This window comes from Micromonospora sp. CPCC 205546 (assembly GCF_036902715.1).
GTDB lineage: Bacteria > Actinomycetota > Actinomycetes > Mycobacteriales > Micromonosporaceae > Micromonospora.
On sequence record NZ_JBAKHL010000063.1, the window covers coordinates 1 to 23,679 of the forward strand.

The window sequence follows — 23,679 nt, forward strand, 5'->3', positions numbered from 1 at the left end:
CCCGGCCGGCTGGCGTCTCGGCGCCGGTCGGCGGCGGACCGGCCGGCGTGGGGCGGGCGGCGCCCCGGGCCGGCGGCCCGGCATGTGGGGTGTCGGCAGGCCGGGGCGGCTCGGTGACGGGTCGGACGCGGCCCGCCGACCGTCCGGGTTCGGTGGCGTCGGTAGGTCGCGGCGGCCGCGTGCCGGGCCGCGCCGGGCCCGTGGGGATGTTGCCGGTCTCGGCGCCGCGCTGCTCCAGCCCGGGCGGCACCGGCGACGGACCGCCCGGGACGGGCGGCACCGACCGCTTGACCGTCGGCAGGGCGGGATCGGTGTGGTGGGCACGGCCGGCCTGCCGCAGCCAGTCGGCCGGGCGCTCCGGGCGGCCGGTCCGGCCGGCGGTCTCGTCGTCGCCGGCCACACGTCGGCGCCGACCCGTGACCTCGACGTCGTCAGGTGCGGCGGGTCGGCTGCGGGGGCCGGAGTCGTGGGGCGGCTGCACCCCGGCGCCGGGAGGCGCGGCGGGCGCACCGGGCACGGGCGGGGCGTTGCCGGAGCTGGGCACAGGCAGGGGGTTGCCGGAGCCGGGTACCGGCGGGGCGTTGCCCGAGCGGGGTACCGGCGGGGCATTGCCGGAGCGGGGTACCGGCGGTACGTCTTCCTCGGCGGCGCGGCGTCGGCCGGTCGGCCCACCGGGGCGTCGGCCCCGGTCGACCCCGTCGCCGTCCGGCGGGACGGCCGCCGGCAGGGGTCCGGTGCCGTCCGTCGGGACGGGCCCGCCGGCACCGCCCGGGCCCCGCCGCATCCGGCCGGACCGCGGGTCACGTGCGTCGGCCGGGGTGCCGCGCAGCTCGCCGGTCGGCGGACCGGCTGGCGGCTGGGGGGTGCCGGGGGCCGGGACGCCGACCCGGGCGGCGCCCACCGCACCGCCGGGCCGTCCGACGGCACCCGGTGGCGGCGTACCGCCCGGCACCGCCGCCCGACCCTCGGGGTGCTGACCGGGCGTCGACCCGGCCGGGCGCGGCGCGTCGGAGTGCGGGGGCACCGGCGCACCCGGACGCGGTCCGGTCGGCGCGCCGGGGTGGGTACGCGGGGGCGTGCCGGGCGGCGGCCCGGCGGGGGAGCCTGCGGCCGGACCTGGCTGCGGTCCGGTCCGCGGGTCGGCCTGCGGGGCCGCCGGGAAGCCGGCCTGCGGATACGGCACGGGAGCCGGGTGTGGGCCGGCCGGTGCGCCGGCGGGAGGAGTCGCCTGCGGGCCCGTCGCGGTGCCGGCAGGCGGGCCCGTCGGCGCAGCGGCCTGCGGACCCGTCGGGGCACCCGGAGCGGGGCGTGGCCGCCGGTCCGGGCCGTCCGGGCCGGGTTGCGGACGACCGGCCGCCGGAGGCCGACGGACGGGCTGGTGCGGGGCGACGGCCCCCGGGGCGGCCGGGTTGACCGGCCGGGGCGGCTCCGGCGAGCCGGGCCAGGGTCCGTCCACCGGCCGGGGCCGCGGGGGCTCGGCCTCGCCACGACGCACCGGGGGCGCGGCTGCCGGGCCGGGGCCACGACGGGGCGGTGGACCGGCCGGACCCTCAGCCGTCGGGTCGCCCGGGCGCGGGCCGGCGGGCGAGGCGGGCTCCGCCCCGCCCGGGCCCAGCTCGGTCCGCTGCTGCTTGGCCGAACGCAGGTCGTCGATCCAGCCGAACTCCTCGCCGCTGGCGGGCTCCTCGGGCTCGGCCTCGGCCTTGCCCCGCCCCCAGCGGCGCCCCTTGGCGCGGGAGTCGCGCCGCTCGTCGGGGCCGTCCTCCGGTCGCTCCGAACCACGCGATCTCACTGGTGACCCTCCCCGGCGGCGTCGCTGCCGCCCTCTCGCGCCGCGTCGGCGCCGCCCGTGTCCGTCTGTCGGCGGCCGTTGGCCGCCGGGTCGCTCCCGACCGCTCCCGGGTCCCGCGCGGGCGCGGCCGGCGCGGGCAGCCCCCGGACGATACGGCGCAGCAGCGGCAGTCGCGTCGCGACCGCACGCTCGGCCCCGTGCTGGGTGGGCCGGTAGTAGTCGGTGCCGGCGAGGTCGTCGGGGGCGTACTGCTGGGTGACCACGCCGCGCTGGTCGTCGTGCGGATAGCGGTAACCGGTCCCGTGCCCCAGCCCCTTGGCGCCCGAGTAGTGCGCGTCGCGCAGCCCGCGCGGCACGGGCCCGCCCCGGCCGGCCCGCACGTCGGCGACGGCAGCGCCGATCGCGGTGGTCGCCGAGTTGGACTTCGGCGCGGTGGCCAGGTGGATCACCGCCTGGGCGAGGTTGAGCTGCGCCTCGGGCAGCCCGACGTACTCCACGGCGTGGGCGGTGGCGGTGGCGACGCTCAGCGCGCTCGGATCGGCCATGCCGACGTCCTCGCTGGCGAAGATGACCAGGCGGCGGGCGATGAACCGGGCGTCCTCGCCGGCGACCAGCATCCGGGCCAACCAGTGCAGCGCGGCGTCCACGTCGGAGCCCCGCATGCTCTTGATGAAGGCGCTGGTGACGTCGTAGTGGGCGTCGCCGGCCCGGTCGTAGCGCACCGCCGCCACGTCGACCGCCTGCTCGGCGGTGGCCAGGTCGATCCGCCCGGCGCCGAGGGCCGTGGCGGAGGCCGCCGCCGCCTCCAACGCCGTCAGCGCCTTGCGCACGTCGCCGGCCGCGAGGCGTACGAGATGGTCCTCGGCCTCGGTCTCGAGGGTGAGCGCGCCGCCGAGGCCGCGTTCGTCGGCGACCGCGCGGCGCAGCAGGTCGCGCACCGCCGTGTCGTCCAGCGGCTGGAGGGTGAGCAGCACGCACCGCGACAGCAGGGGTGAGATGACCGAGAAGTACGGGTTCTCGGTGGTCGCCGCGAGCAGCGTGACCGTGCGGTCCTCGACGGCGGCGAGCAGCGAATCCTGCTGGGTCTTGCTGAACCGGTGCACCTCGTCGATGAAGAGCACCGTCTGCGGGCCGCCGGAGCGGCGCTGGCGGCGGGCGGTCTCGATCACCGCACGCACGTCCTTGACACCGGCGGTGAGGGCCGACATGGCGACGAACCGGCGGTCCGTGGCCCGGGCCACCAGGTGCGCGATGGTCGTCTTGCCGCTGCCGGGCGGGCCCCAGAGGATGACCGACATCGGCGCGGTGGCCGAGACGAGCTGACGCAGCGGGGCCCCGGGCGCGAGCAGGTGCTCCTGCCCGACCAGCTCGTCGATGCTGCGCGGGCGCATCCGGACGGGCAGCGGCGAGTCCTCCCCCACCGCCGTGAACCCGTCCACGCCGACGGAACCCGCGGGCGCGGGGGGCGCTCCGGCGGGCTCACCGAGGGAGAAGAGGGCGTCGGACTCCATCAGGGGAACAGTACAAGGCCCGGCCCACGGCGCCGGAAGCGCGCCGTGGGGCCAGGCCCCCGATGATCGATTGCGGTCAGCCGCGACCGGGGCGACGGCCCCGGTACCAGCGGCCGCCACCACCGCCGCCCCCGCCGCGCGGGCCCCGGCCGACACCGGCCAGGTAGAGGGAGAGCAGCAGCAGGCCGATCAGCACGAGGGTGTTCCAGTTGAACAGGTCCGGGGCACCGAAGTTGGTGTCCAGCAGGTCGATGAGCAGGGCGAAGCCGAAAACGACCGCCGCGAGAATGGCGAGCATGGCGTTCCTCCGGTGGGGGTTCCCAGTGGGTCGGCGCGGGATGTACCCAATCGGTCCGCTCGCCAATCTCCACCGTGGAACGGCACGGTCTCCGGCCAGGTCCCGAGGGCGACCGGAGGCCGGGTCCGCCGGCAGGAGGCCGGAGCGCGTCCTAGGCTTGCTGACATGATCATCGCCGACCAGGTCCTGGAGGGGCGGGACGCCATCCTGGCGGCCGCCGGCCACCACCCGTACGCCCGGCACGCGCTCACCCGCGGCGAGGTGCCGCGCGGCTGGCGGCGCGGCGACGCGGTGGGCTGGCTGCTGCCGGCGGAGCACGGCCCGCGCGGCGGCGCGGTCGGCGCCCCCGGGTCGGCGGTCGAGCTCTTCGCCGACCTGCTCACGCGGGGTGCGCTGCGGCCCGGCCAGTGGCTGCACCTGCCACGGCTCGACCCGGCGGCGCTGCCCGGCCGGCTGACCGTGGCCCGCCACGACGAGTGGGACTTCCTCTGGACCACCCAGGCGCCGCCGCGCCAGCCCGACGAGGAGCGGGTGGTCCGGCTCACCGCGGCCGACCACCCGGCGCTGACCGCCCTCATCGACGAGGCGTTCCCGACCACCACCTCCCGCCCGGGCGACCTGCGGATCGTCGACTGGTACGGCATCCGCGACGGCGACCGGCTCGTCGCCTGCGGCGCCGACCGCAGCCGGGGAGACATCGGCTTCCTCGCCGGCCTGACCGTCGCCCCCGACCTGCGGGGGCGGGGGCTGGGCGCGGCGCTGACCGCCGCGATGACCCGGGCCCTGCTCGCCCGCCACGACACCGTCGCGCTCGGCGTCTACAGCGTCAACGTCGGCGCGATCCGGCTCTACCGGCGGCTCGGCTTCACCGGCGCCCTGGCCCGCAGCTCGGTGCACCTGGCCTGAGCGCCCGGCGCCGTCAGGCGCCGCGCGTCGGCGCGGAGGCGGGCGCCGCCACCGCGTCGGGTACCGGACCGACGGACCCGGTACGGGCGCCGGGGACCGCACCGGCGGCCGGGACCGGACCAACATCCGGGACCGGACCAGCACCCGGGGCGCGGTGGCGGGCCCGCCAGGCCGGCAGGTAGAGCGGCGCGGCGAGGGCCAGCACCACGGCGCCGACCAGCATCGCGGCGCTGACGCTGACCGTGTCGGCGAGCGCGGTCAGCACGATGGCGCCGACCGCGAACCCGGGCTGGCCCATCATCGAGTTCAGCGAGATCACGCTGGTCCGGTAGGGACCGTCGACCTGCCGGTGCAGCAGCCCCATGTGCAGCGGGTTGGACGCCCCGTGCACGGTGTAGCAGGCGAGGTAGGCGACCAGCACCCCGACGGGGCCGGCCAGCAGGCCCATCCCGACGATGGTCGCGCCCTGCACGATCCGCAGCAGGGCGGCGCTCGGCGCGGCGCCCAGCCAGCGCAGCAGCAGCGGGGTGAGCGCGGCGCCGGCCGCCCCGGCGAGCCAGGCCGCCGAGCTGGCGGGCCCCAGCAGCGCGGCCGCCCGGTCCGGGTCGCCGACCACCTCGGCCAGCCGGACCGGCAGCAGCGACTCGAAGGTGACCATCCCGAAGCCCCAGAACAGCTCCACGCAGACCAGGGCGAGCAGCACCCGGGAGCGGCGCAGCAGCCCGAACGCCTGCCCGACCATCCGGGGCGCCTCGGCGACCGACGCCCGCAGCGCGCCGGAGCCGCTGCGCGGGCGGACCTCGACCAGCAGCACCAGCAGGGCGACCAGGGCCGCCGCCTGGAGCGCGATCGCGACCAGCACCGGCACGGTCAGGGCGCTGACCGGCCCGACCGGACCCAGCGCGACCAGGCCGCCGCCGAGCAGGGCGCCGGCGGCCATGGCGACGCCGACGACGGTGCCGGCGTGGCCGAGGCCCGGTTCGTACTCGGCGTCCGGGTCGGCGGCGAGCGTGGCGTCGACGTACCAGGACTCCATCGGGCCGCTGTCGAGCGCCCGGAAGACGCCCTGCAACGCCCAGACCAGGAAGAAGAGCGCGAACGAGTCGGCCACGGCGAAGAGCGCGAGCGAGACGAGGTTGACCAGCCAGGCCACCACCAGGACCGGGCGTCGGCCGAGGGCGTCGGCGAGGCCGCCGGTGGGCAGCTCCAGGGCCAGCACGACCAGGCCCTGGGCGACCGTCACCAGGCCGATCTGCGACAGCGTCAGGCCGCGCTCCTGCATCAGCAGGATCATCACGGGGACCATCAGGCCGGTGGGCAGCCAGCGTAGGCCGTGCAGCAGCAGGAATCGGCGCCGGACCTGGCGTACGGACAGCGCGTTCACCGCCCCTGCTCCAACCGGGGGAAGGCGGCCAGGAAGAAGAGCACCGACTCCGCCTCCGGCTCGTCGGGCGCCGGTTCGTCGCGATAGCGCTGGAGCAGCTGCCACAGCTCGCCGTTGAGGGCCTTCAGGCGGGTCGGGCCGATCGTCAGCAGCACGTCGCTCATTCCGGCGGCATCCCGCCATGCCGCCGAGTAGCCGTGCGCGGCGGCCATCCAGCGCTCGGCCTGCTCGGCCAGCAGCCGCACCTGGTCGGCCTGGATCCACTGCACCGCCGCCCGGGCGTCCGGGTCGTCGTCGAAGTCCGTCGGCTCGAAGTTGCTGATGTCGTGCGCCGCCCGCCACCACCGCTGCCGGACGGTGCCCCGGTCAGGGTCCTCGGTCACCAGCCCCACCTCGGCGAGCTGCCTCAGGTGGTAGCTGGTCGCCCCGGTGTTGGTGTCCAGCTTCGCGGCCAGCGTGGTCGCGGTCGCGGGGCCGTCCACGCGCAGCGTGCCGAGCAGCCGCATCCGCAGCGGATGTGCCAGGACCCGGACCTGCCGGCCGTCGAGGCGGACGGCGCGCGGTGCCTCCGGTAGCTCGTTCTCCATGGACGCACAATATCTCTGCACACTTTCTATGCACAATAGTTGTGCATAGAAAGTGTGCGTCGGCCGAGCCGGCCCCGGGGCTGATCAGCGGGTGAGCAGTTCGCGCACCCCGCGCAGGCGGGTGCGGAGCAGTCCGGCGGCGCGGGTGGAGTCGAGGCGCACCTCGGCCGGACGGAGCACGCCGGCGGCGGCGCCGGTGGTGGTCTTCATGGCGGCCGGGTCGATGCCGGTGTGCGCGGCGACCAGCAGGCCCAGTTCCGCGCGGCTGACCGCGTCCGGACCGGCCACGTTGAGCGGGCCGGCGTAGTCGGTGCCGACAAGTTCGAGCACGGCGGCGGCCAGGTCGGTGACGTCGATCGGACAGCGCAGCTCGTCGGTGAACAGGCTCGCCCGGCCGGCGAGCGCGTCGCGGCAGAGCTGGATCTGCTTGCTCCCCTCCCCGACGATCAGGGAGGTACGCACCAGCGCCGCACCCGGGTCGAGGACGCGCACCGCCGTCTCGGCCGCCGCCTTGGCCGCCCCGTACGGGAACACCGGGCTGGGAGGCTCGTCGTCGCCGTACGGCTCGGGGCGGCCGGCGTGCAGCGCGTCGCTGGAGATGTGCACCAGCCGGGCTCCCCCCTCGGCTGCGGCGCATGCGACGTGCGCCGCGCCGTCCGCGGTGACCGCCCAGTCGCCGTACCGGTAGGGGGTGCCGACGACCGCGTCCGGGCGCACCTCGGCGACCAGCGCGCGGACCGCGACGCGGTCGGTCACGTCCAGTCGGCGCGCCGCCACCCCCGGCATCGCGATCGCCCCCGAGTGACACGTCCCCACCACCGACCACCCGGCGCCCACCGCCTGCCGGCACACCTCCGCCCCCAGGAACCCACTACCCCCGACCACGAGCAGCCTCATCGCGCCCCACCTCCAGCGTTGACCATGAAGTTGTCGTCGTGACACGCCGGGGAGCAACGCAACAACTTCATGATCAATCGCGAGGGCCGGCGGGACGGATCAGGTGGGGTCGGCGACCGGGGCGGCCGGGCCGGCCGTGCCGGTGTGCGGCGCGGCCGCCGGCTTCGGCTTGGCGTCGATGCCGGCCTCGGCGCGCTGCTGGCCGGTGATCGGCGTCGGCGCGCCGGTCAGCGGGTCGAAGCCGCCCCGGGTCTTCGGGAAGGCGATGACCTCGCGGATCGAGTCCGCGCCGGCGAGCAGCATGCAGACCCGGTCCCAGCCGAACGCGATGCCGCCGTGCGGCGGGGCGCCGTACTTGAACGCCTCCAGCAGGAAGCCGAACTTGTCCTGGGCCTCCTCGGGGGTGATGCCGAGCAGGTCGAAGACCCGCTTCTGCACGTCGCCCCGGTGGATACGGATGGAGCCGCCACCGATCTCGTTGCCGTTGCAGACGATGTCGTACGCGTAGGCCAGCGCCCGGTCCGGCGCCTCCTCGAACCGGTCGACCCACTCGGCGTTCGGCGAGGTGAACGGGTGGTGCACGGCCGTCCAGCCGCCCTCGTCGGTCTTCTCGAACATGGGCGCGTCGACCACCCAGCAGAACGCCCAGGCGCTCTCGTCGACCAGCCCGGCCCGCTTGGCGATCTCGATGCGGGCCGCGCCCAGCAGCTCCTGCGCCTCACGGGTGTCGGTGCTGGCGGCGAAGAAGACCGCATCGCCCGGCTTCGCGCCGACCGCGTCGGCGAGCCCGCCCAGGTGCTCGGCGGAGAGGTTCTTCGCCACCGGCCCGCGCGCCTCGCCGGTCTCGGCGTCGAGCACCACGTACGCCAGGCCACGCGCGCCGCGCGCCTTGGCCCAGTCCTGCCAGCCGTCGAGTTCCTTGCGGCTCTGCGCCGCGCCGCCGGGCATGACGACCGCGCCGACGTAGCCGCCCGCGTCGATGGCCCCGGCGAAGACCCGGAACGCGGTGCCGCGCAGGTAGTCGGTCAGCTCGGTCAGCTCGACGCCGTAGCGCAGGTCGGGCTTGTCGGAGCCGTAGCGGGCCATCGCGTCGTGCCAGGTGATGCGCGGGATCGGCCGGGAGATCTCGTGCCCGGCCAGGTCCTTCCACAGCGTCGAGACGATCGCCTCGCCGAGGTCGATGACGTCGTCCTCGGTGACGAAGGACATCTCGATGTCGAGCTGGGTGAACTCCGGCTGCCGGTCGGCGCGGAAGTCCTCGTCGCGGTAGCAGCGCGCGATCTGGTAGTACCGCTCCATGCCGCCGACCATCAGCAGCTGCTTGAACAGCTGCGGCGACTGCGGCAGCGCGTACCAGCTGCCGGGCTGCAGGCGCACCGGCACCAGGAAGTCACGCGCGCCCTCCGGCGTGGACCGGGTCAGCGTCGGCGTCTCGATCTCCAGGAAGTCCCGCTCGTGCAGCACCGCGCGGGCGAGCTGGTTGGCCCGCGAGCGCAGCCGCATCGCCTTCGCCGGGCCGCTGCGGCGCAGGTCGAGGTAGCGGTAGCGCAGCCGGATGTCGTCGCCGGCCTCGACCTGGTCGTCCACCGGCAGGGGCAGCGGCGCCGCCTCGGAGAGCACCTCCAGCTCGGCGACGGTCACCTCGATCTCGCCGGTCGGCAGCTCCGGGTTCTCGTTGCCCTCGGGGCGGCGCGTCACCTCGCCGGTGACCCGGACGCAGAACTCGTTGCGCAGCGCGTGCGCGTCCTCCTCGCGGAACACCACCTGGACCACGCCGGAGGCGTCGCGCAGGTCGACGAAGATCACGCCGCCGTGGTCGCGCCGGCGGGCCACCCACCCGGCGAGCGTCACCGTGGTGCCGGCGTCCGTCGCGCGCAGGCTGCCGGCGTCATGGGTACGGATCACGACTAGCGTCTCCTCATCTGCGGTACACCGTTACCCCTGGCATTCTGTCAGCCCTGCCGGACGTGGGTCCGCGCCACCCGTCGAGGATCCGTGCTCCGCGTCGGGTGGTCCGTCGGCTCCGCCGACGACGGCGGCATACCCAGCCTCAGTCCTCCGGGATGTTCCAGGCGGTGGCCCGGAGGACGACCGAGCGCTCGTTGCTGACCGAGACGACCTCGACCAGCACCATCCGCCACTCGTCGCGCCGCTCCCGGGCCTTGGCGTAGCTGGTGCTGACGCAGAGCCAGCTGCCCTTGCGCAGCGGCACCTCCGCGTTCTCGGCGATCGGCGCGGCGCGGATCGCGTCCGCGCACTCCTGCGGCCGCATGCCGGCGCGCGCCGTCTCGCTGCCGTCCACGCCCGCGCCCAACCGCACGTACGGCGCCCCCGCCTGGCAGTCCGGACTGAACGTCAGATCGGAGCTGCCGAGGCCGACGTTCGCCCGTGGCTCGTCGAGATCGACGTACATCTCGGCGAAGCACTTCGCCGGGTTGAGCGTCAGACTCTGCGCCTCGTACTCCGCCTGGTAGACGGTCCGCTCGTTGAGCACCGGAGGCTGTCCCGGTGAGCGCGGCGCCTCCCCCGGCCCGGTTCCGCCGTCAGGTGTGTCCACCGGATCGCTCGGCGACGGCAGGGAGGACGACTCGGAGCCGGCGGGTGTGGCGGTGGGCGCGACGATCGGCGAGCGGGCCGACGCGATGTCCCGCGCCGTGCGCGCCTGGTCGAGCGCCCGCCAGGAGACGACGGCGGAACCGAGCGACGCCAGCAGGGCCAGCACCGCGATGCCGAGCACCACCGCGCCGAACCGCCTGCCCCGGGAACCGCCCGGTGCGGGCGCGGACGGGGGACGCGTCGCGCTCGACGCCCACGGCTGCGGGACGGCGGCGCCGCCGACAGGCGGGGAGGGAGGCGTCGTGCCGGGCTGATGCGGCGTCGCCGGAGGATTCGCGGATGGCTCCTGCGGGGTGTCGGGCTGGTTCACACCTACCACCTCCTGCAATGGCAGAGGTCGATTCGACATCGCCGGGCCGCGAGTGCTCACCGGCTTGAGCCCGCACGTTATCAGGAATGCGCGACACCCCGGGCGGAGTAATCTTCGACAGCGCGAAGGTGACAATACTCCGACAGACATATGCGTTGGACCGACACGGCTGCGGCCATGGCGAAGGGACGATGCGAGACATGGGAAACTCGGGCCAGAGCCGGGCGGCGAACCCCTTCGTGCGGGCGACCCTGATATTGACCGTGCTGGGTGTGCTGTTCACCGCGCTCACTCTCGCGCGGGACGTCTCCGGTTGGGACCTCGGGTGGGGAAAGGCAGACCCCTCCGCCCCACCGACACCTACGACGGCGGCCGGCCCGGCGAACCCGCCCGGCTCCGGGCCCGCCACGGTCGCGCCGGCCGGATCGCCGACCGCGGTCCGGCTGGACACGCTGCCGGTCGAGGCCGGTGCGGCCAATCTCGTCAAACTGCCACGGCAACTGGCCGGCCGCCCGGAATACGATCGTTCCATCGTCATCAATTGTCCGAGAAACACCGGATCGGACAAGCAGCGGGAAGTCACGTACCGGTTGCAGCGGCGCTTTCTCGACCTGACCGCGACCGTCCGGCCGTATTTCCCGTCACCGGACGACCGCGACGGCGCGGTCCTCGTCCACGCGCAGGTGGTGATCCACGAGAAGGACGGCACCGTCACCCGGGTCGTGCGGGGGCAGCAGTTCGAGGCGCGGATGACCGCCCCCCGCGACCTCGTCGCGGACGTGGAGGGCGCCGACGAACTCGTACTGCGGATCCAGTGCGAGTTCCCGGATGGTGCGGTCGTGTTCACCGGCGCGAGCGTCACCGCCGGCTGACGCCGGGTCAGTCGCGCGGGTCGGCCGGCAGGAGGTGGTTCACCACGATGTCCCCGACGGTCAGCGCCCGGGCCCGTTCCTCGATCCCACGGTCGGCGCCGGTGAGCCGGCCGCCGTGCTGGCGCAGGTGCTCCTCCCACGAGGGCACCTGGTAGACCTCGACGAAGCCGTCCGCCCGTTCGCCCGTGCGGAACAGGCCCCAGCGCATCGCCCCCGTACGCCGCCGGGACCGCCCCACCAGGCGCATCGCCGCGACGAACTCCGCCTGCCGCTCCGGCGGCACCGTGTAGGAGACGGTCACCAGCACCGGCCCGCTGCGGGGTTCGGCCGGCAGCGTCAGGTGCGGCTCGGGCCACCAGACCGCCGGGTCCCGGTCGAGGCCCCGGGTCTCGCGCAGCGGCCAGAGCGGCACGGTCACCGCGCCGACGGCCATCGTCGCGGCCGCCACGGCGAGCGCCACCACGAGGCTGGTCAGCTCGCCGAGCGCACCCCAGGCGACCGCGCCGAGCGCCTGCCCGCCGGCGAAGACCATCTGGTAGACCGAGAGGCCGCGGGCGCGTACCCAGCCGGGCAGGAAGAGCTGCATGGCGGCGTTGACGCTCGACAGCACGGTCATCCAGGCCATGCCGGCGGGCACCAGGGCCAGGGCGACCGGCACCGGGCCCGGCGCCAGGGCGAGCACCACCAGGACGGCGGCGTAGACCAGGCCGGCCAGCAGCAGGAGCCGGTTGGTGCTGAGCGCCAGCCGGATCCGGGGCAGCACGAGGGCGCCGGCCACCGCGCCGACGCCGAGCGCGGCGAGCAGCACGCCGTACCCGCCCGCGCCCAGGTGCAGGCGGCGGCTCGCGACCAGGGGCAGCAGCGCCCACAGTGCGCTGCCCGGCACCACGAACAGCGCCGCGCGCAGCAGGATCCGGCGGACCACCGGCGAGTGCCGCACGTACCGGCCGCCGGCGCGCAGCGCGGCGGTGAACCGCTCGGGCAGGTCGTCGCCGCCGGTCCGTTCGGGCCGCCAGCGCAGCAGTGCCAGCGCGAAGACGGCGAACGACACCGCGTTGACGGCGAAGACGGTGGCGACGCCGGTCCGGGCGACCAGCACGCCGGCCACCGCCGGTCCGACCGCGCGGGCCAGGTTCACGCTGATCGACCCGAGCGCCGAGGCCGAGACGAGCTGGGAGCGGGGCACCAGCTCGGGGATGACCGCCTGCCAGGCCGGCAGGGTCAGCGCCTGACCGACGCCGAGCGCGAAGGTGAGAGTGAGCAGCAGTGCCGGCGGCATCCGGCCGGCGGCGGTGAGGCCCGTCAGCAGTACGCCGACGGCGGCCAGGAAGCACTGCACGCCGATCAGGAGCCGGCGGCGGTCGAGGGTGTCCGCCAGCGCGCCGGCGGGCAAGGCGAGCAGCAGCACGGGCAGCATGCTGGCGGTCTGCACCAGCGACACCAGGGTCGAGGCGTTGGCCTCGTCGACGAGCAGCCACTGGGCGCCGACGGTCTGCATCCAGGTGCCCACGTTGCTGGCCAGCACCGCCAGCCAGAGGCTGCGGAACGCGGCGAGCCGCAGCGGGGCCCAGGCGGACACGGCGGCGTCGGCGGGCGGGGTCACGGGGGCGCTCACCGACGGGAACGTACCCCGACCTGCCCGCCCCAGTCCGGCGAACCGCTGCGGGCACGCGGACGGGCCGCCGGGATCACCCGGCGGCCCGTTGCGGTGCGTTCGATCAGAAGATGCTGACGCCGTAGCGGCTCAGCGCCTCGCCGACCGGCTGGAAGTAGGTCGTGCCGCCGGTGCGGCAGTTGCCGCTGCCACCGGAGGTCAGGCCCAGGGCGGTGGAGCCGCTGAACAGCGAGCCGCCGCTGTCGCCCGGCTCGGCGCAGACGTTGGTGCGGATCAGGCCGGAGACCGAGCCCTCGGCGTAGTTCACCGTGGCGTTGAGCGCGGTCACCGAGCCGCCACGCAGGCCGGTGGTGCTGCCGGAGCGCTGCACCGACTGGCCGACGTAGGCGTTGCCGGCGGCGGTGATGTCCCGGTAGCTGCCGTTGTAGAGGTAGACGTTGCCGGCGGCGTTGGCGGAGTTGTTGTGCCGCACGATGCCGTAGTCGTTGCCCGGGAAGCTGGTGCCGGTCCGGCTGCCGAGCAGGTTGGTCTGGGCGGAGTTGCTGTACCAGCTGGCCGAGATGTTGGTGCAGTGCCCGGCGGTCAGGAAGTAGTAGGTGCTGCCGCTGCGGACGTTGAAGCCGAGCGAGCAGCGACCGCCACCACCGGCGTAGATGGCCTGGCCACCCGAGATGCGGGTGCCGAGCACGCCGGCCTCGGCCTCGATCCGGATCGCGCCGTTCATCCGCTCGGCGGCGGCCTTGACGCGCTCCAGCTTGGCGCCGGTGACGGTGCTGTCGACGGAGACGACGACCTGGTTGGTGGCCGGGTCGGTCCACCACGCGGTGCCGGGGATCTTGGCGGAGCGGTCCAGCTCCGAGGTGGCCCGGGCCAGCTCGCTGGCGCCGCGCTTGACGATCTTCGGGGTGGCGCCGGCGGCGCTGACCTGCCGGGCGGCGAGCGCGTCGGTCACGGTGACGACCATCTTGCCGTTGGCGTCGGCGTACGTGCCGGCCGACCGGTCGCCGAGTCGCTCGGCCAGGCCGGCGGCGGCGTCGGGGGAAGCGAGCGAGGGTGCGGCCTGAGCGGGCGCGCCGATCAGCGAGCCGGCGACCATGGCGCCGGCCGCGGCGACGACGGCGGCACGACGGAGCGAGGACCTCGTGGGTCGCATACAACAACCTCCAGGGAGGGGGTGACTGGCCCTCGTCGGGGCGACAAGGGCCGGGACCAGCCCGGCCGATCTGGGGGTACCGGTCGAGCTCACTGAAGTATTCACATACTTAAGTTCGTATGCAAGACCCGACTTTGTCCTTTTCGCCCCCGCCACCGAGGCCATCGGTCCGAAACATCGTGGACACAGGCGCACGTCTATACGCTGCACCCACCGTCCCACCATCCGGTACGCGCGATCCGGCGGACGCCAGGAGACCGGTCCGCCGACCGTTCACACCCCCGCCGCCCCGCCCTCCCGCACCGGCCGACGCGCACCGGCGGCCAGTGCGCTCACCCGGTGCGGCGGCGCGCCCCCGGCCCCGGCCGCGGCACCACGTCGCGCGGCCGGGCGACCTCGTGCCCGCGCTCGCAGCGCAACTCGACGCGGACCTCGCCGCCACAGTCGCGGTGCGCGGCCGTCAGCGGCGAGCCCTCCGGATCGGCCAGGTAGCGGTCCCCCCAACCGAGCACGGCGACCAGCACCGGCCACAGGTCCAGCCCCATCCCGGTCAGCCGGTACTCGTGGCGCTCCCGGCTGCCGGGCTCGCGGTAGGGCTCACGCCGCAGGACACCGCGCTCCACCAGCATCGCCAGCCGGTTGGCCAGCACCTGCCGGGGGACGCCGGTGCGCACCCGCATGTCGTCGAAGCGGCGGACGCCGTTGAAGACCTCACGCAGGACGACGAGGGTCCACCGCTCGCCGAGGATCTCCATGGCCCGGGCGATGGTGCAGTTCTCCACCGACCAGTCCAGTGCCGCGGGTCTCATGCGCCCCAGGCTAGGTCTGATTGACAGACTCAGCAACGCGCTGGGAGGCTGGGTCCATGACACAGACGCAGGATCCGGCGCGCAGCCGTACGTTCTCGTGGGCCGACCCGGGCATCAACGCCGCGCACGTCGGCCGGCGCGGCGGCCTGGAACTGCTCCGCGCGATGATCGCCGGCGAGCTGGCGGCGCCGCCCATCATGCACCTGGTCGACATGTCCCGGATGGAGGCCGACGAGGGTTGGGTGGCCGTCGAACTGGTCCCCCAGGAGTTCCACTACAACCCGCTCGGCACCGTGCACGGCGGGGTCATCTCCACCCTGCTGGACACCGCCGCGGCGTGCGCGGTGCACACCACCCTGCCCGCCGGGGTCGGCTACACCTCGCTGGACCTGAACGTGAAGTTCCTGCGCCCGGTCACCGTCGCGAGCGGCACGCTGCGCTGCGAGGGCACCGTCCTGCAGGGCGGTCGCCGCACCGCCCTCGCCGAGGCGAAGCTGCTCGACGCGAAGTCGCGCCTGGTCGCCCACGCCACCTCGACCTGCCTCCTGTTCCCCCTGGACCCCCCGTCCACCGAGTAGTCGATCACGCAGTTGTGGTGCCGGAATCCTGGTGGCAGGTGTTCCGTCCCCCGCCACGACTGCATGATCGACGGCCCTGGCGGCGGGGTCAGCGGGCGGCCAGGCGGGCGGCGCGGGCGTCGCGCTTCTCCTCGAAGCGGGAGGCGGCGCGCTCCAGGTCGTCGAGGTGCGCCGCGATCTGGTCGCGGGCGGCCTCGCCGTCGGCGTCGAGGCCGGTCACGTTGAAGACGTCCCACTGGCGCAGCACCGGCGCCACCACGTCGTCGCGGTGCTGGCGCAGGTCGTAGATGCCGGCGAGGGCGATCGCCACCGACTTGCGGGCGAAGCCGTCGATGCCGTTGCCGGGCATCTGGAAGTCGGCCACCACGTCGGCGACCGCCCGCATCGCCTGGCTCGGCGCCAGCTCGAAGGCCCCCGCCAGCAGGTTGCGGTAGAAGACCATGTGCAGGTTCTCGTCGGCCGCGACCCGGGCCAGCAGCGCCTCGCACGCCGGGTCGCCGGTGACCCGGCCCGTGTTGCGGTGTGAGATCCGGGTGGCCAGCTCCTGGAACGAGACGTACGCCAGGGAGTGCAGCACCTCGTCGTCGTGCACGTTGGCGTAGCCGGCGGACATGTGCGTCATGCGGGCCCGCTCCAGCGCCACCGGGTCGACCGCCCGGGTGACGGTCAGGTAGTCGCGGATGGCGGTGCCGTGCCGCCCCTCCTCGGCGGTCCACCGGTGCACCCACGTGCCCCAGGCGCCGTCCCGGCCGAACAGGGTGGCGATCTCGTGGTGGTACGAGGGCAGGTTGTCCTCGGTCAGCAGGTTGACGATCAGCGCGGTGCGGGCCACGTCGGGGATCGTCGAGTCGGACTCCGACCACGCCTCGCCGCCCAGCGGCCCGTCGAAGGTGCGTCCCTCGCTCCACGGCACGTACTCGTGCGGGAACCACTCCTTGGCGACGGCCAGGTGCCGGTCGAGGTTCGTCTCCACGACGGGCTCCAGCTCGCGGAGCAGGGCGGTCTGGCTGAGTGCGGTCACGACGATCTCCCTACGGTGGCGTAACTTACGCCACCGTAGGTCCGATCGCGCGTACGCGCCAGTAATGTCTCAGCTGACCAGCGGCCTGAGGTCCGCCCGGGGCGGCGTCCACTCCCCCGCCGCGGCGGCGGCCTGCTCGCCGGAACGGATGTCCTTCACCTCGTCGGCCGCGCCATCCAACCCGGGGAACCAGACGTACGGGATGCCCCGCCGCTCGGCGTAGCGGATCTGCTTGCCGAACTTCGCCGCGCTGGGCGACACCTCGGTCGGCACGCCCCGCGACCGCAGCGACTCGGCCACCCGGTTGCTGGCGGCGCGCTGCTCCTCGCTGGTCACCGCGACCAGGACGCAGGTCGGCACGTCCCGCGACACCGACAGCGCGCCGGCGCCGAAGAGCAGCCCCAGCAGCCGGGTCACCCCGATCGAGATGCCCACCCCCGGGAAGCGGGTGGCGCCGGCGCTGGCCAGGTTGTCGTAGCGGCCGCCGGAGCAGATCGAGCCGAACCGCTCGTAGCCGACCATCTGCGTCTCATAGACCGTGCCGGTGTAGTAGTCCAGGCCCCGGGCGATGCGCAGGTCGGCCACGCAGAGCCCCGGGGAGTGCGCGGCGGCGGTCTCCACCACCCGGACCAGCTCCTCGACCCCCTCGTCGAGCATCGGGTCGCTGACGCCCAGTGCGCGGACGGCGTCGGCGAAGGAGGCGTCCGGGGCGGAGATCTCCGCCAGCGACAGGACCGCCTTGGCCTGCGTCTCGCTCGCCCCGGCGGTCTGCGCCAGCAGCTCGGCCACCTTCGCCGGGCCGATCTTGTCGAGCTTGTCCACCGCGCGCAGGGCCGCCTCGGGATCGGTCACCCCGATGCCCCGGTAGAAGCCCTCGCAGATCTTGCGGTTGTTGACCTGGATCCGCACCGGCGGGATCGGCAGCGAGCGCAGGGCGTCGCCGATCACCAGCGGCATCTCCGCCTCGTGGTGCGCCGCGAGGGTGTCCCGGTCGACGATGTCGATGTCGGCCTGGAGGAACTCGCGGTAGCGCCCCTCCTGCGGCCGCTCGCCCCGCCACACCTTCTGGATCTGGTAGCGGCGGAACGGGAACTGCAGCCTGCCGGCGTTCTCCAGCACGTAGCGGGCGAACGGCACGGTCAGGTCGAAGTGCAGGCCGAGCGCGTCGTCGCCGGCCGGGCCGTCGGCGTCGGCCTGCAGGCGCCGGATCAGGTAGACCTCCTTGGAGGTCTCCCCCTTGCGCAACAGCTGGTCCAGCGGCTCCACCGCGCGGGTCTCCAGCGGGGCGAAGCCGTACAGCTCGAAGGTGTCGCGGATCCGGTCGAGGACGTACTGCTCGATCATCCGCTGCGCGGGCGTCCACTCGGGGAAGCCGGAGATGGGCGTGGGCTTGCTCATGATGCTCCGTTCGCGGTCCCGCGCGCTCGGCGCGGGCGAAGATTCGGCGCGGCCGGCACCGGCCGCGGGGCGGGAAGTCGCGCGGCCGGCCAGGGGCCGCACGGCGGAGGTCGGTGCGGCCGGCTAGAGGCCGCGGGCGGGGGACGCCGGCCGCGCGCCGCCGCCACCGGACACCTCGAGGAGGTACGGGTTGCTCGCGCGTTCGCGGCCGATGGTGGTCGCGGGGCCGTGGCCGGGCAGCACGACGGTGTCGTCGGCCAGCGGGAGGATCTTGTCCCGGAGGCTGGTGACCATCCTCGTCATGCTGCCGCCCGGCAGGTCGGTGCGGCCGATCGAGCCGGCGAACAGGACGTCGCCGGAGAGGCAGAGCTGGTCTGCCTCCCACGGAGAGCCGGCGGCCGGCAGCCGGAAGAGCACCGACCCGCCGGTATGGCCCGGGGCGTGGTCGACGGTGATCTCCAGCCCGGCGAGGGCGAGCGTAGCGCCGTCGGTCAGCTCGGCCACGTCCTCCGGCTCGGTGTAGGGCAGCCGCCCGCCGAAGAGCGCGCTGAGATCCGCCGACAGCCCCTTGGTCGGGTCGGCGAGCATCTCCCGGTCGCCGGGGTGCACGTACGCGGTGATGCCGCGCGCACCGCAGACCGGTGCCACCGAGAAGGTGTGGTCGAGGTGGCCGTGGGTGAGCAGGACGGCGGCCGGATGCAGCCGATGCTCGGCCAGCAGGGCGTCGAGCCGGTCGAGCACCCCGATGCCGGGGTCGACCACCACGCACTGCTCCCCCGGCGCGGCGGCGACCACGTAGCAGTTGGTGCCGAAGGCGTCCGCGGGAAAGCCGGCCACGAGCACGTCCGCTCCCCTTCCGTCGAGACTGTTCGCTGTCCGCAGCCTATCGGGCGGCGCGAGGAGGTTCTGCGCGTCCGTCCCGGGCGTCGCACGGGCAACATTCGTCCGTCCGGGACGGCGCGCGGGGGAACAGTGACGCGTTCCGATAAACCCGGCCCGGACCTCGTACACCACTTTCCCAGCCGGTAGCCGTACACTCTGGCGGGCGTGTGGCGTGGCGCACCCGCCGTCGAACGGGCGCAGGACGCCCGACCACCGGTGACGACCAGGGTAGAGGAAGGGGAGCACGGGTGGCTTCCAGCAGGGACCGGCAGCGCAAACTGGCGCGCGCCAAGCTCGACCGGCAACTCGCCCGCCGGGCCGCCGCCGTCAGACGTCGCCGGCAGATCCAGGCCGGCGTCGGCGTCGCCGTCGTCCTCGCGCTGATCGTGGCCGGCTCGGCGTGGGCGCTGGGCGCCTTCGACGACGAGCCGAAGGAGAACGCGGCCACCGAGGACGTCTGCCTCTGGACGCCGCAGGACGCCACCGCGAACACCAACCTCAAGGACGTCGGCACCCCGGGCACCCAGGGCCTGCCCACCGAGGGCGTACGCCCGATGACGGTCACCACCAACCAGGGCGCGCCGATCACCGTCGAGCTGGACCTGGCGGGCGCCCCGTGCGCGGCGGCGAGCATCTCCCACCTGGCCGGCCGGTCGTTCTACGACAACACCAAGTGCCACGAGATCACCGCCGAGGGCGCGGTGCGCTGCGGTGACCCGAGCGGCACCGGGCTCGGCGGCCCCACCTACTCGTTCTACGACGAGAACGTCCCCACCGCGCCGGCGCCGTCGGCGAGCCCCGCGGCCGGGCAGCCCGCGACCTACCCGAAGGGCACGGTCGCGATGGTCGCCAACCCGCCGGGCGCCAACGGCAGCCAGTTCCTGATGTTCTTCAAGGACTTCACCACGGCCGACCCGAAGTACCCGGTCATCGGCCGGGTCACGGGCGGGATCGACGTGCTGGCGAAGATCGGCGCCAAGCCGACCGTGGACAATGGGACGGGGGCCAAGGTCAAGCCCAAGGACGACGACGTGGTCGTGCAGAGCCTGACCGTCGGTGAGCCCGTGACGCAGCCGGCCTCGGCGTCGACGCCGACCGCCTCGGGTGCACCGGCGGCCAGCCCGAGCGCCGGCTGACCCGGCCGCCCCACCAACCTCAGCGGCACCGACCGCGCCACAGACAGCCCCAGGAGGATCCAGGCGTGACGTCCACCAGAGAGCGGCAGCGCGCGGCGGCGCGCGCCCGGCTCGAGAAGGAGATGGCCGAGCGCGCGGCCAGGGCCCGCAAGCGCCGGCAGACCCAGGCGATCGTGGGGGCCGCCTCGGTCCTGGTCCTCGTCGTCGCCGGCACGGTCTGGCTCGTCACCTCCCTCGGCGGCGACGACGACAAGACCGACACCGCCGGCCCGGCGGCCGGCAACGTGCAGTGCGCCTGGACCGAGGTCCCCGCCGACCAGCGGAGCCCGCAGATCAAGGACGTCGGGCTGCCGGCCGCGCAGCAGCCGAACACGGGCACCCAGACGATGACGATCGACACCAACCTGGGCCCGATCACCGCCACGATCGACCGTGCGGCGGTACCCTGCACCGCGGGCAGCTTCACCCACCTGGCGGAGAAGAACTTCTTCGACAACAGCAAGTGCCACCGGCTCGTGACCGAGGGCATCAAGGTGCTGCAGTGCGGTGACCCCAGCGCGACGGGCAAGGGTTGGCGCGAGACCGACGGCACCGGCGGTCCGAGCTACCGGTTCGCCGAGGAGAACCTGCCCACCGACAAGCGGCCCCCCTACCCGGAGGGCGTCATCGCGATGGCCAAGTCCGCGCAGCCGGGCAGCACGGGCAGCCAGTTCTTCATCGTCTACGGCGACTCGCCGCTGGACCCGAACTACACCGTCCTCGGCACCATCACCGGCGGCATGGACCTCGTCAAGCAGGTCGCGGCGGCGGGCGACGACAAGGCGTTCGCGAAGCAGGCCGGTGGCGGCCACCCGAAGAAGGAAGTCGTCATCAAGAAGCTCACCATGAGCGCCCCCCAGGGCTGACCCACACCCCAGCCGTACGACGAGCGCCCGCCGGGCCCGCCCGCGGGCGCTCCCCCTTGTTGCCCCCCCCCCCCCCCCCCCCCCCCCCGCTCTCGGTGATCATGAGGTTGGCGGCAGCCAGGTAGATCGAGATCGCCGCCAACCTCATGATCACCGGGGCGACCGGCTCCGGGTGACCCCCGACAGCGTGGCGCACCCACCGTGGTGGTGCACCGGTCGGTCGCCTGGCGGCGCGGTCGCAGGACAACCCGTGCGGTCTTCTCCCCGCCGCGGGGACGGGTGGAGGGCGGCACGGGGGCACAGCGGCGCGCCCCGGCGCGGTCGGTGCCGGGCCGGGGCGCGCCGTCGGGCGAAGGACCGGGCGGGGTCAGGCGCCGGAGGTGACGCGGTAGGCGTCGAAGACGCCGTCGACCTTGCGGACCGCCGCCAGCAGGTGGCCCAGGTGCTTCGGGTCGGCCATCTCGAAGCTGAACCGGCTCACCGCCACCCGGTCGCGCGTGGTGGTGACCGTCGCGGAGAGGATGTTCACCCGTTCCTCGGAGAGCACCCGGGTCACGTCGGCGAGCAGCTTGTGCCGGTCCAGCGCCTCGACCTGGATGGCGACCAGGAAGGTCGACGCCGAGGTGAGCTTCCAGCTGACCTCGACCACCCGCTCGGGCTGCGCCCGCAGGTCCTCGGCGTTGGCGCAGTCGTCGCGGTGCACGCTCACCCCGCCGGAGCGGGTGACGAAGCCGAAGACCGAGTCCGGCGGCACCGGCGTGCAGCAGCGCGCCAGCTTGATCCACACGTCGCTGACGCCGCGGACGACCACGCCGGGGTCGGCACTGCTCTGCCGGCTGCGGGGCGGACGGGTGGCGACGGCGGTCTCGGCGATGTCCTCCGCCGCGCCCTCCTCGCCGCCGTACGCGGCCATCAGCTTCTGCACCACCGACTGGGCGGAGACCTGGCTGTCGCCGACGGCGGCGTAGAGCGAGGCCACGTCGGCGAGGTGCAGGTCCCGGGCGATCGCCATCAGCGCGTCGGAGGTCAGCATCCGCTGCAACGGCATGCCCTGCTTGCGCATCGCCTTGACGATCGCGTCCTTGCCGGCCTCGATCGCCTCCTCGCGCCGCTCCTTGTTGAAGTACTGCCGGATCTTCGTACGCGCCCGCGGGCTCTTGACGAAGCCCAGCCAGTCCTGCGTCGGGCCGGCGGTGTCGGACTTCGAGGTGAAGATCTCGATCACGTCGCCGTTGGACAGCGTCGACTCCAGCGGCACCAGCTTGCCGTTGACCCGCGCCCCGATGCACTTGTGCCCGACCTCGGTGTGCACCGCGTACGCGAAGTCCACCGGCGTCGACCCGGTCGGCAGCGGGATGACGTCACCCTTCGGGGTGAAGACGTACACCTCCTGGCTGGACAGGTCGAAGCGCAGCGCGTCGAGGAACTCGCTCGGATCGGCCGCCTCCCGCTGCCAGTCCAGCAGCTGCCGCAGCCAGGTCATCTCGTCGATGTGCGCCGGCGGGCCGACGATCTGGGTGCCCTTGTGCTCCTTGTACTTCCAGTGCGCGGCGATGCCGAACTCGGCGGTGCGGTGCATGGCGTACGTGCGGATCTGCATCTCGACCGGCTTGCCGGTGGGCCCGATGACCGTCGTGTGCAACGACTGGTACATGTTGAACTTGGGCATCGCGATGTAGTCCTTGAACCGGCCCGGCACCGGCTGCCAGTTGGCGTGGATGACCCCCAGCGCCGCGTAGCAGTCCCGCACCGTGTCGACCAGGATCCGCACCCCGACCAGGTCGTAGATGTCGTTGAAGTCGCGACCCCGCACGATCATCTTCTGGTAGATCGAGTAGAGGTGCTTCGGCCGCCCGGTCGTCTCCGCCTTGATCTTGGCGGCCTTCAGGTCGGTCTGCACCTTCTGGGTCACCTGGCGCAACAGCGCCTCGCGCTGCGGCTGGTGCTCCCCGATGAGGCGGTTGATCTCCTCGTAGCGCTTCGGGAAGAGCGTGCCGAAGGCCAGGTCCTCCAGCTCCCACTTGATCGTGTTCATACCCAGCCGGTGGGCCAGCGGGGCCAGGATCTCCAGCGTCTCCTTCGCCTTCTGCTCCTGCTTCGGACGGGGCAGGAAGGTGAGGGTACGCATGTTGTGCAGCCGGTCGGCCAGCTTGATGACCAGCACCCGCGGATCCTTGGCCATCGCGACGACCATCTTGCGGATCGTCTCGGCCTTGGCCGCGTCGCCCAGCTTGACCTTGTCGAGCTTGGTCACCCCGTCGACCAGCAGCGCCACCTCGCCGCCGAAGTCGGCGCGCATCTGGTCGAGGGTGTATTCCGTGTCCTCGATGGTGTCGTGCAGCAGCGCGGCGACCAGGGTGGTGGTGTCCATGCCCAGGTTCGCCAGGATCGTGGCGACCGCGAGCGGGTGGGTGATGTAGGGGTCGCCGGACTTGCGGTACTGCCCGGAGTGCCAGCGGGCCGCCATGTCGAAGGCGCGCTGGAGCAGCCGCGCGTCGGCCTTGGGGTGGGCGTCGCGGTGGGTCGAGATCAGCGGCTCCAGCACCTCGCTGACCTGCGAGGACTGCCACGGCGCGTTGAACCGCGCCAGCCGCGCCCGGACCCTGCGGCCGGTGGGCGCGGTGGAGAGCGCGAAACCGGCGCTCGGCACGTTGTCGCCGACGCCGTCGGCCGGGAACGGAAGCACGACCCCCTCGGCCGCCGGGGCCGGCGTGTCGGGGCGTACGGACTCGGCCGTGCCGGTCACGCCCGGCCCCGCCTCCGGGGCCTGCGCGTCACCGTTGGGTGCGGTCACCGAGCCGTCCGCGTCGCCTGTCGGGTACACCGTGCCCTCCACCGGAGGGGCGACATCGTGGGACACCGGCCTCCTCACCGCTCGCCGGGAAAACACCGACCGTGAGCCGGCCGGCCTGGTCTCGCGCCGCCCGGACGGGTCCCGCCCGGTCAGCAAAGGGCAATGCTACCCGCACGCACGGTGCCCCGCCGCTCCGCCGGACGGTCCCCACCGGG

The 23,679-nt window shown here is 74.2% G+C and carries 19 protein-coding genes and 1 pseudogene; 5 read left to right on the plus strand and 15 right to left on the minus strand.

The window, feature by feature from the left end:
• From V6U77_RS23930 to V6U77_RS23940, 3 genes and pseudogenes are all read right to left on the minus strand, one after another.
• Window positions 1-544, minus strand: a pseudogene (locus tag V6U77_RS23930) (hypothetical protein); the annotation flags it as partial.
• Window positions 545-1,788: 1,244 nt separating this feature from the next.
• Window positions 1,789-3,303 carry a replication-associated recombination protein A gene (locus tag V6U77_RS23935; RefSeq protein ID WP_334608881.1) on the minus strand — a complete coding sequence of 505 codons (1,515 nt, stop codon included), beginning with the start codon at window positions 3,301-3,303 and terminating at the stop codon, window positions 1,789-1,791.
• A gap of 76 nt (window positions 3,304-3,379) precedes the next feature.
• Complete coding sequence (locus tag V6U77_RS23940; RefSeq protein WP_089000992.1) at window positions 3,380-3,601, minus strand: hypothetical protein; 222 nt, start codon at window positions 3,599-3,601, stop codon at window positions 3,380-3,382.
• Between the two features lie 165 nt (window positions 3,602-3,766).
• Between V6U77_RS23940 and V6U77_RS23945 the strand changes: the two genes are divergently transcribed.
• Window positions 3,767-4,507 carry a GNAT family N-acetyltransferase gene (locus tag V6U77_RS23945; RefSeq protein WP_334608882.1) on the plus strand — a complete coding sequence of 247 codons (741 nt, stop codon included), beginning with the start codon at window positions 3,767-3,769 and terminating at the stop codon, window positions 4,505-4,507.
• 13 nt (window positions 4,508-4,520) lie between these two features.
• Here V6U77_RS23945 and V6U77_RS23950 read toward each other — a convergent pair whose 3' ends face one another.
• The 5 genes from V6U77_RS23950 to V6U77_RS23970 all read right to left on the minus strand — a co-directional run bounded on the left by V6U77_RS23950 (window position 4,521) and on the right by V6U77_RS23970 (window position 10,115).
• Window positions 4,521-5,891 (minus strand): MFS transporter, encoded by a 1,371-nt coding sequence (locus V6U77_RS23950; protein ID WP_334608883.1) that lies wholly within the window; start codon window positions 5,889-5,891, stop codon window positions 4,521-4,523.
• Window positions 5,888-6,478: a winged helix-turn-helix domain-containing protein gene (locus V6U77_RS23955; RefSeq protein WP_334608884.1), complete on the minus strand. Its 591-nt coding sequence runs from the start codon at window positions 6,476-6,478 to the stop codon at window positions 5,888-5,890. The genes V6U77_RS23950 and V6U77_RS23955 overlap by 4 nt, the downstream gene beginning before the upstream one ends.
• Before the next feature lie 84 nt (window positions 6,479-6,562).
• Complete coding sequence (locus V6U77_RS23960) at window positions 6,563-7,375, minus strand: SDR family oxidoreductase (protein WP_334608885.1); 813 nt, start codon at window positions 7,373-7,375, stop codon at window positions 6,563-6,565.
• Between the two features lie 99 nt (window positions 7,376-7,474).
• On the minus strand, window positions 7,475-9,280 hold the full coding sequence (aspS, locus tag V6U77_RS23965; RefSeq protein WP_334608886.1) for an aspartate--tRNA ligase: 1,806 nt from the start codon (window positions 9,278-9,280) through the stop codon (window positions 7,475-7,477).
• A 145-nt stretch (window positions 9,281-9,425) separates the two neighbouring features.
• The gene (locus tag V6U77_RS23970; RefSeq protein WP_334608887.1) at window positions 9,426-10,115 is read right to left on the minus strand and encodes a hypothetical protein; all 690 of its coding nucleotides are present in this window, start codon (window positions 10,113-10,115) and stop codon (window positions 9,426-9,428) included.
• Window positions 10,116-10,387: 272 nt separating this feature from the next.
• Here V6U77_RS23970 and V6U77_RS23975 point away from each other — a divergent pair, with 272 nt between their 5' ends.
• The gene (locus tag V6U77_RS23975) at window positions 10,388-11,173 is read left to right on the plus strand and encodes a hypothetical protein (RefSeq protein ID WP_334608888.1); all 786 of its coding nucleotides are present in this window, start codon (window positions 10,388-10,390) and stop codon (window positions 11,171-11,173) included.
• Between the two features lie 7 nt (window positions 11,174-11,180).
• Here the strand turns inward: V6U77_RS23975 and V6U77_RS23980 are convergent, their stop codons facing one another.
• The 3 genes from V6U77_RS23980 to V6U77_RS23990 form a co-directional block, all read right to left on the minus strand.
• Window positions 11,181-12,788, minus strand: a complete 1,608-nt coding sequence (locus tag V6U77_RS23980) for an MFS transporter (RefSeq protein ID WP_334608889.1) — start codon at window positions 12,786-12,788, stop codon at window positions 11,181-11,183.
• 103 nt (window positions 12,789-12,891) lie between these two features.
• Complete coding sequence (locus V6U77_RS23985; RefSeq protein WP_334608890.1) at window positions 12,892-13,941, minus strand: S1 family peptidase; 1,050 nt, start codon at window positions 13,939-13,941, stop codon at window positions 12,892-12,894.
• A gap of 332 nt (window positions 13,942-14,273) precedes the next feature.
• Window positions 14,274-14,750 carry a winged helix-turn-helix transcriptional regulator gene (locus V6U77_RS23990; RefSeq protein WP_334608891.1) on the minus strand — a complete coding sequence of 159 codons (477 nt, stop codon included), beginning with the start codon at window positions 14,748-14,750 and terminating at the stop codon, window positions 14,274-14,276.
• 56 nt (window positions 14,751-14,806) lie between these two features.
• On the opposite strand from V6U77_RS23990, the gene V6U77_RS23995 reads away from it, so the two are divergent.
• A complete protein-coding gene (locus V6U77_RS23995; protein WP_334608892.1) occupies window positions 14,807-15,328 on the plus strand; it encodes a PaaI family thioesterase in 522 nt (173 codons plus the stop codon).
• 88 nt (window positions 15,329-15,416) lie between these two features.
• On the opposite strand, the gene V6U77_RS24000 is transcribed toward V6U77_RS23995, so the two are convergent.
• The 3 genes from V6U77_RS24000 to V6U77_RS24010 form a co-directional block, all read right to left on the minus strand.
• A complete protein-coding gene (locus V6U77_RS24000) occupies window positions 15,417-16,349 on the minus strand; it encodes an acyl-ACP desaturase (RefSeq protein WP_334608893.1) in 933 nt (310 codons plus the stop codon).
• Window positions 16,350-16,418: 69 nt separating this feature from the next.
• Window positions 16,419-17,747: a histidine--tRNA ligase gene (gene hisS / locus V6U77_RS24005; protein ID WP_334608894.1), complete on the minus strand. Its 1,329-nt coding sequence runs from the start codon at window positions 17,745-17,747 to the stop codon at window positions 16,419-16,421.
• 123 nt (window positions 17,748-17,870) lie between these two features.
• Entirely contained in the window at window positions 17,871-18,590 is a 720-nt protein-coding gene (locus tag V6U77_RS24010) for an MBL fold metallo-hydrolase (RefSeq protein WP_334608895.1), read from the minus strand.
• A 287-nt stretch (window positions 18,591-18,877) separates the two neighbouring features.
• On the opposite strand from V6U77_RS24010, the gene V6U77_RS24015 reads away from it, so the two are divergent.
• Window positions 18,878-19,765 carry a peptidylprolyl isomerase gene (locus V6U77_RS24015; protein WP_334608896.1) on the plus strand — a complete coding sequence of 296 codons (888 nt, stop codon included), beginning with the start codon at window positions 18,878-18,880 and terminating at the stop codon, window positions 19,763-19,765.
• Window positions 19,766-19,830: 65 nt separating this feature from the next.
• On the plus strand, window positions 19,831-20,670 hold the full coding sequence (locus V6U77_RS24020; RefSeq protein ID WP_334608897.1) for a peptidylprolyl isomerase: 840 nt from the start codon (window positions 19,831-19,833) through the stop codon (window positions 20,668-20,670).
• A gap of 367 nt (window positions 20,671-21,037) precedes the next feature.
• Here V6U77_RS24020 and V6U77_RS24025 read toward each other — a convergent pair whose 3' ends face one another.
• Window positions 21,038-23,530, minus strand: coding sequence for a RelA/SpoT family protein (locus V6U77_RS24025; RefSeq protein WP_442934496.1), 2,493 nt, complete (start codon window positions 23,528-23,530; stop codon window positions 21,038-21,040).
• Window positions 23,531-23,679 lie beyond the last annotated feature (149 nt).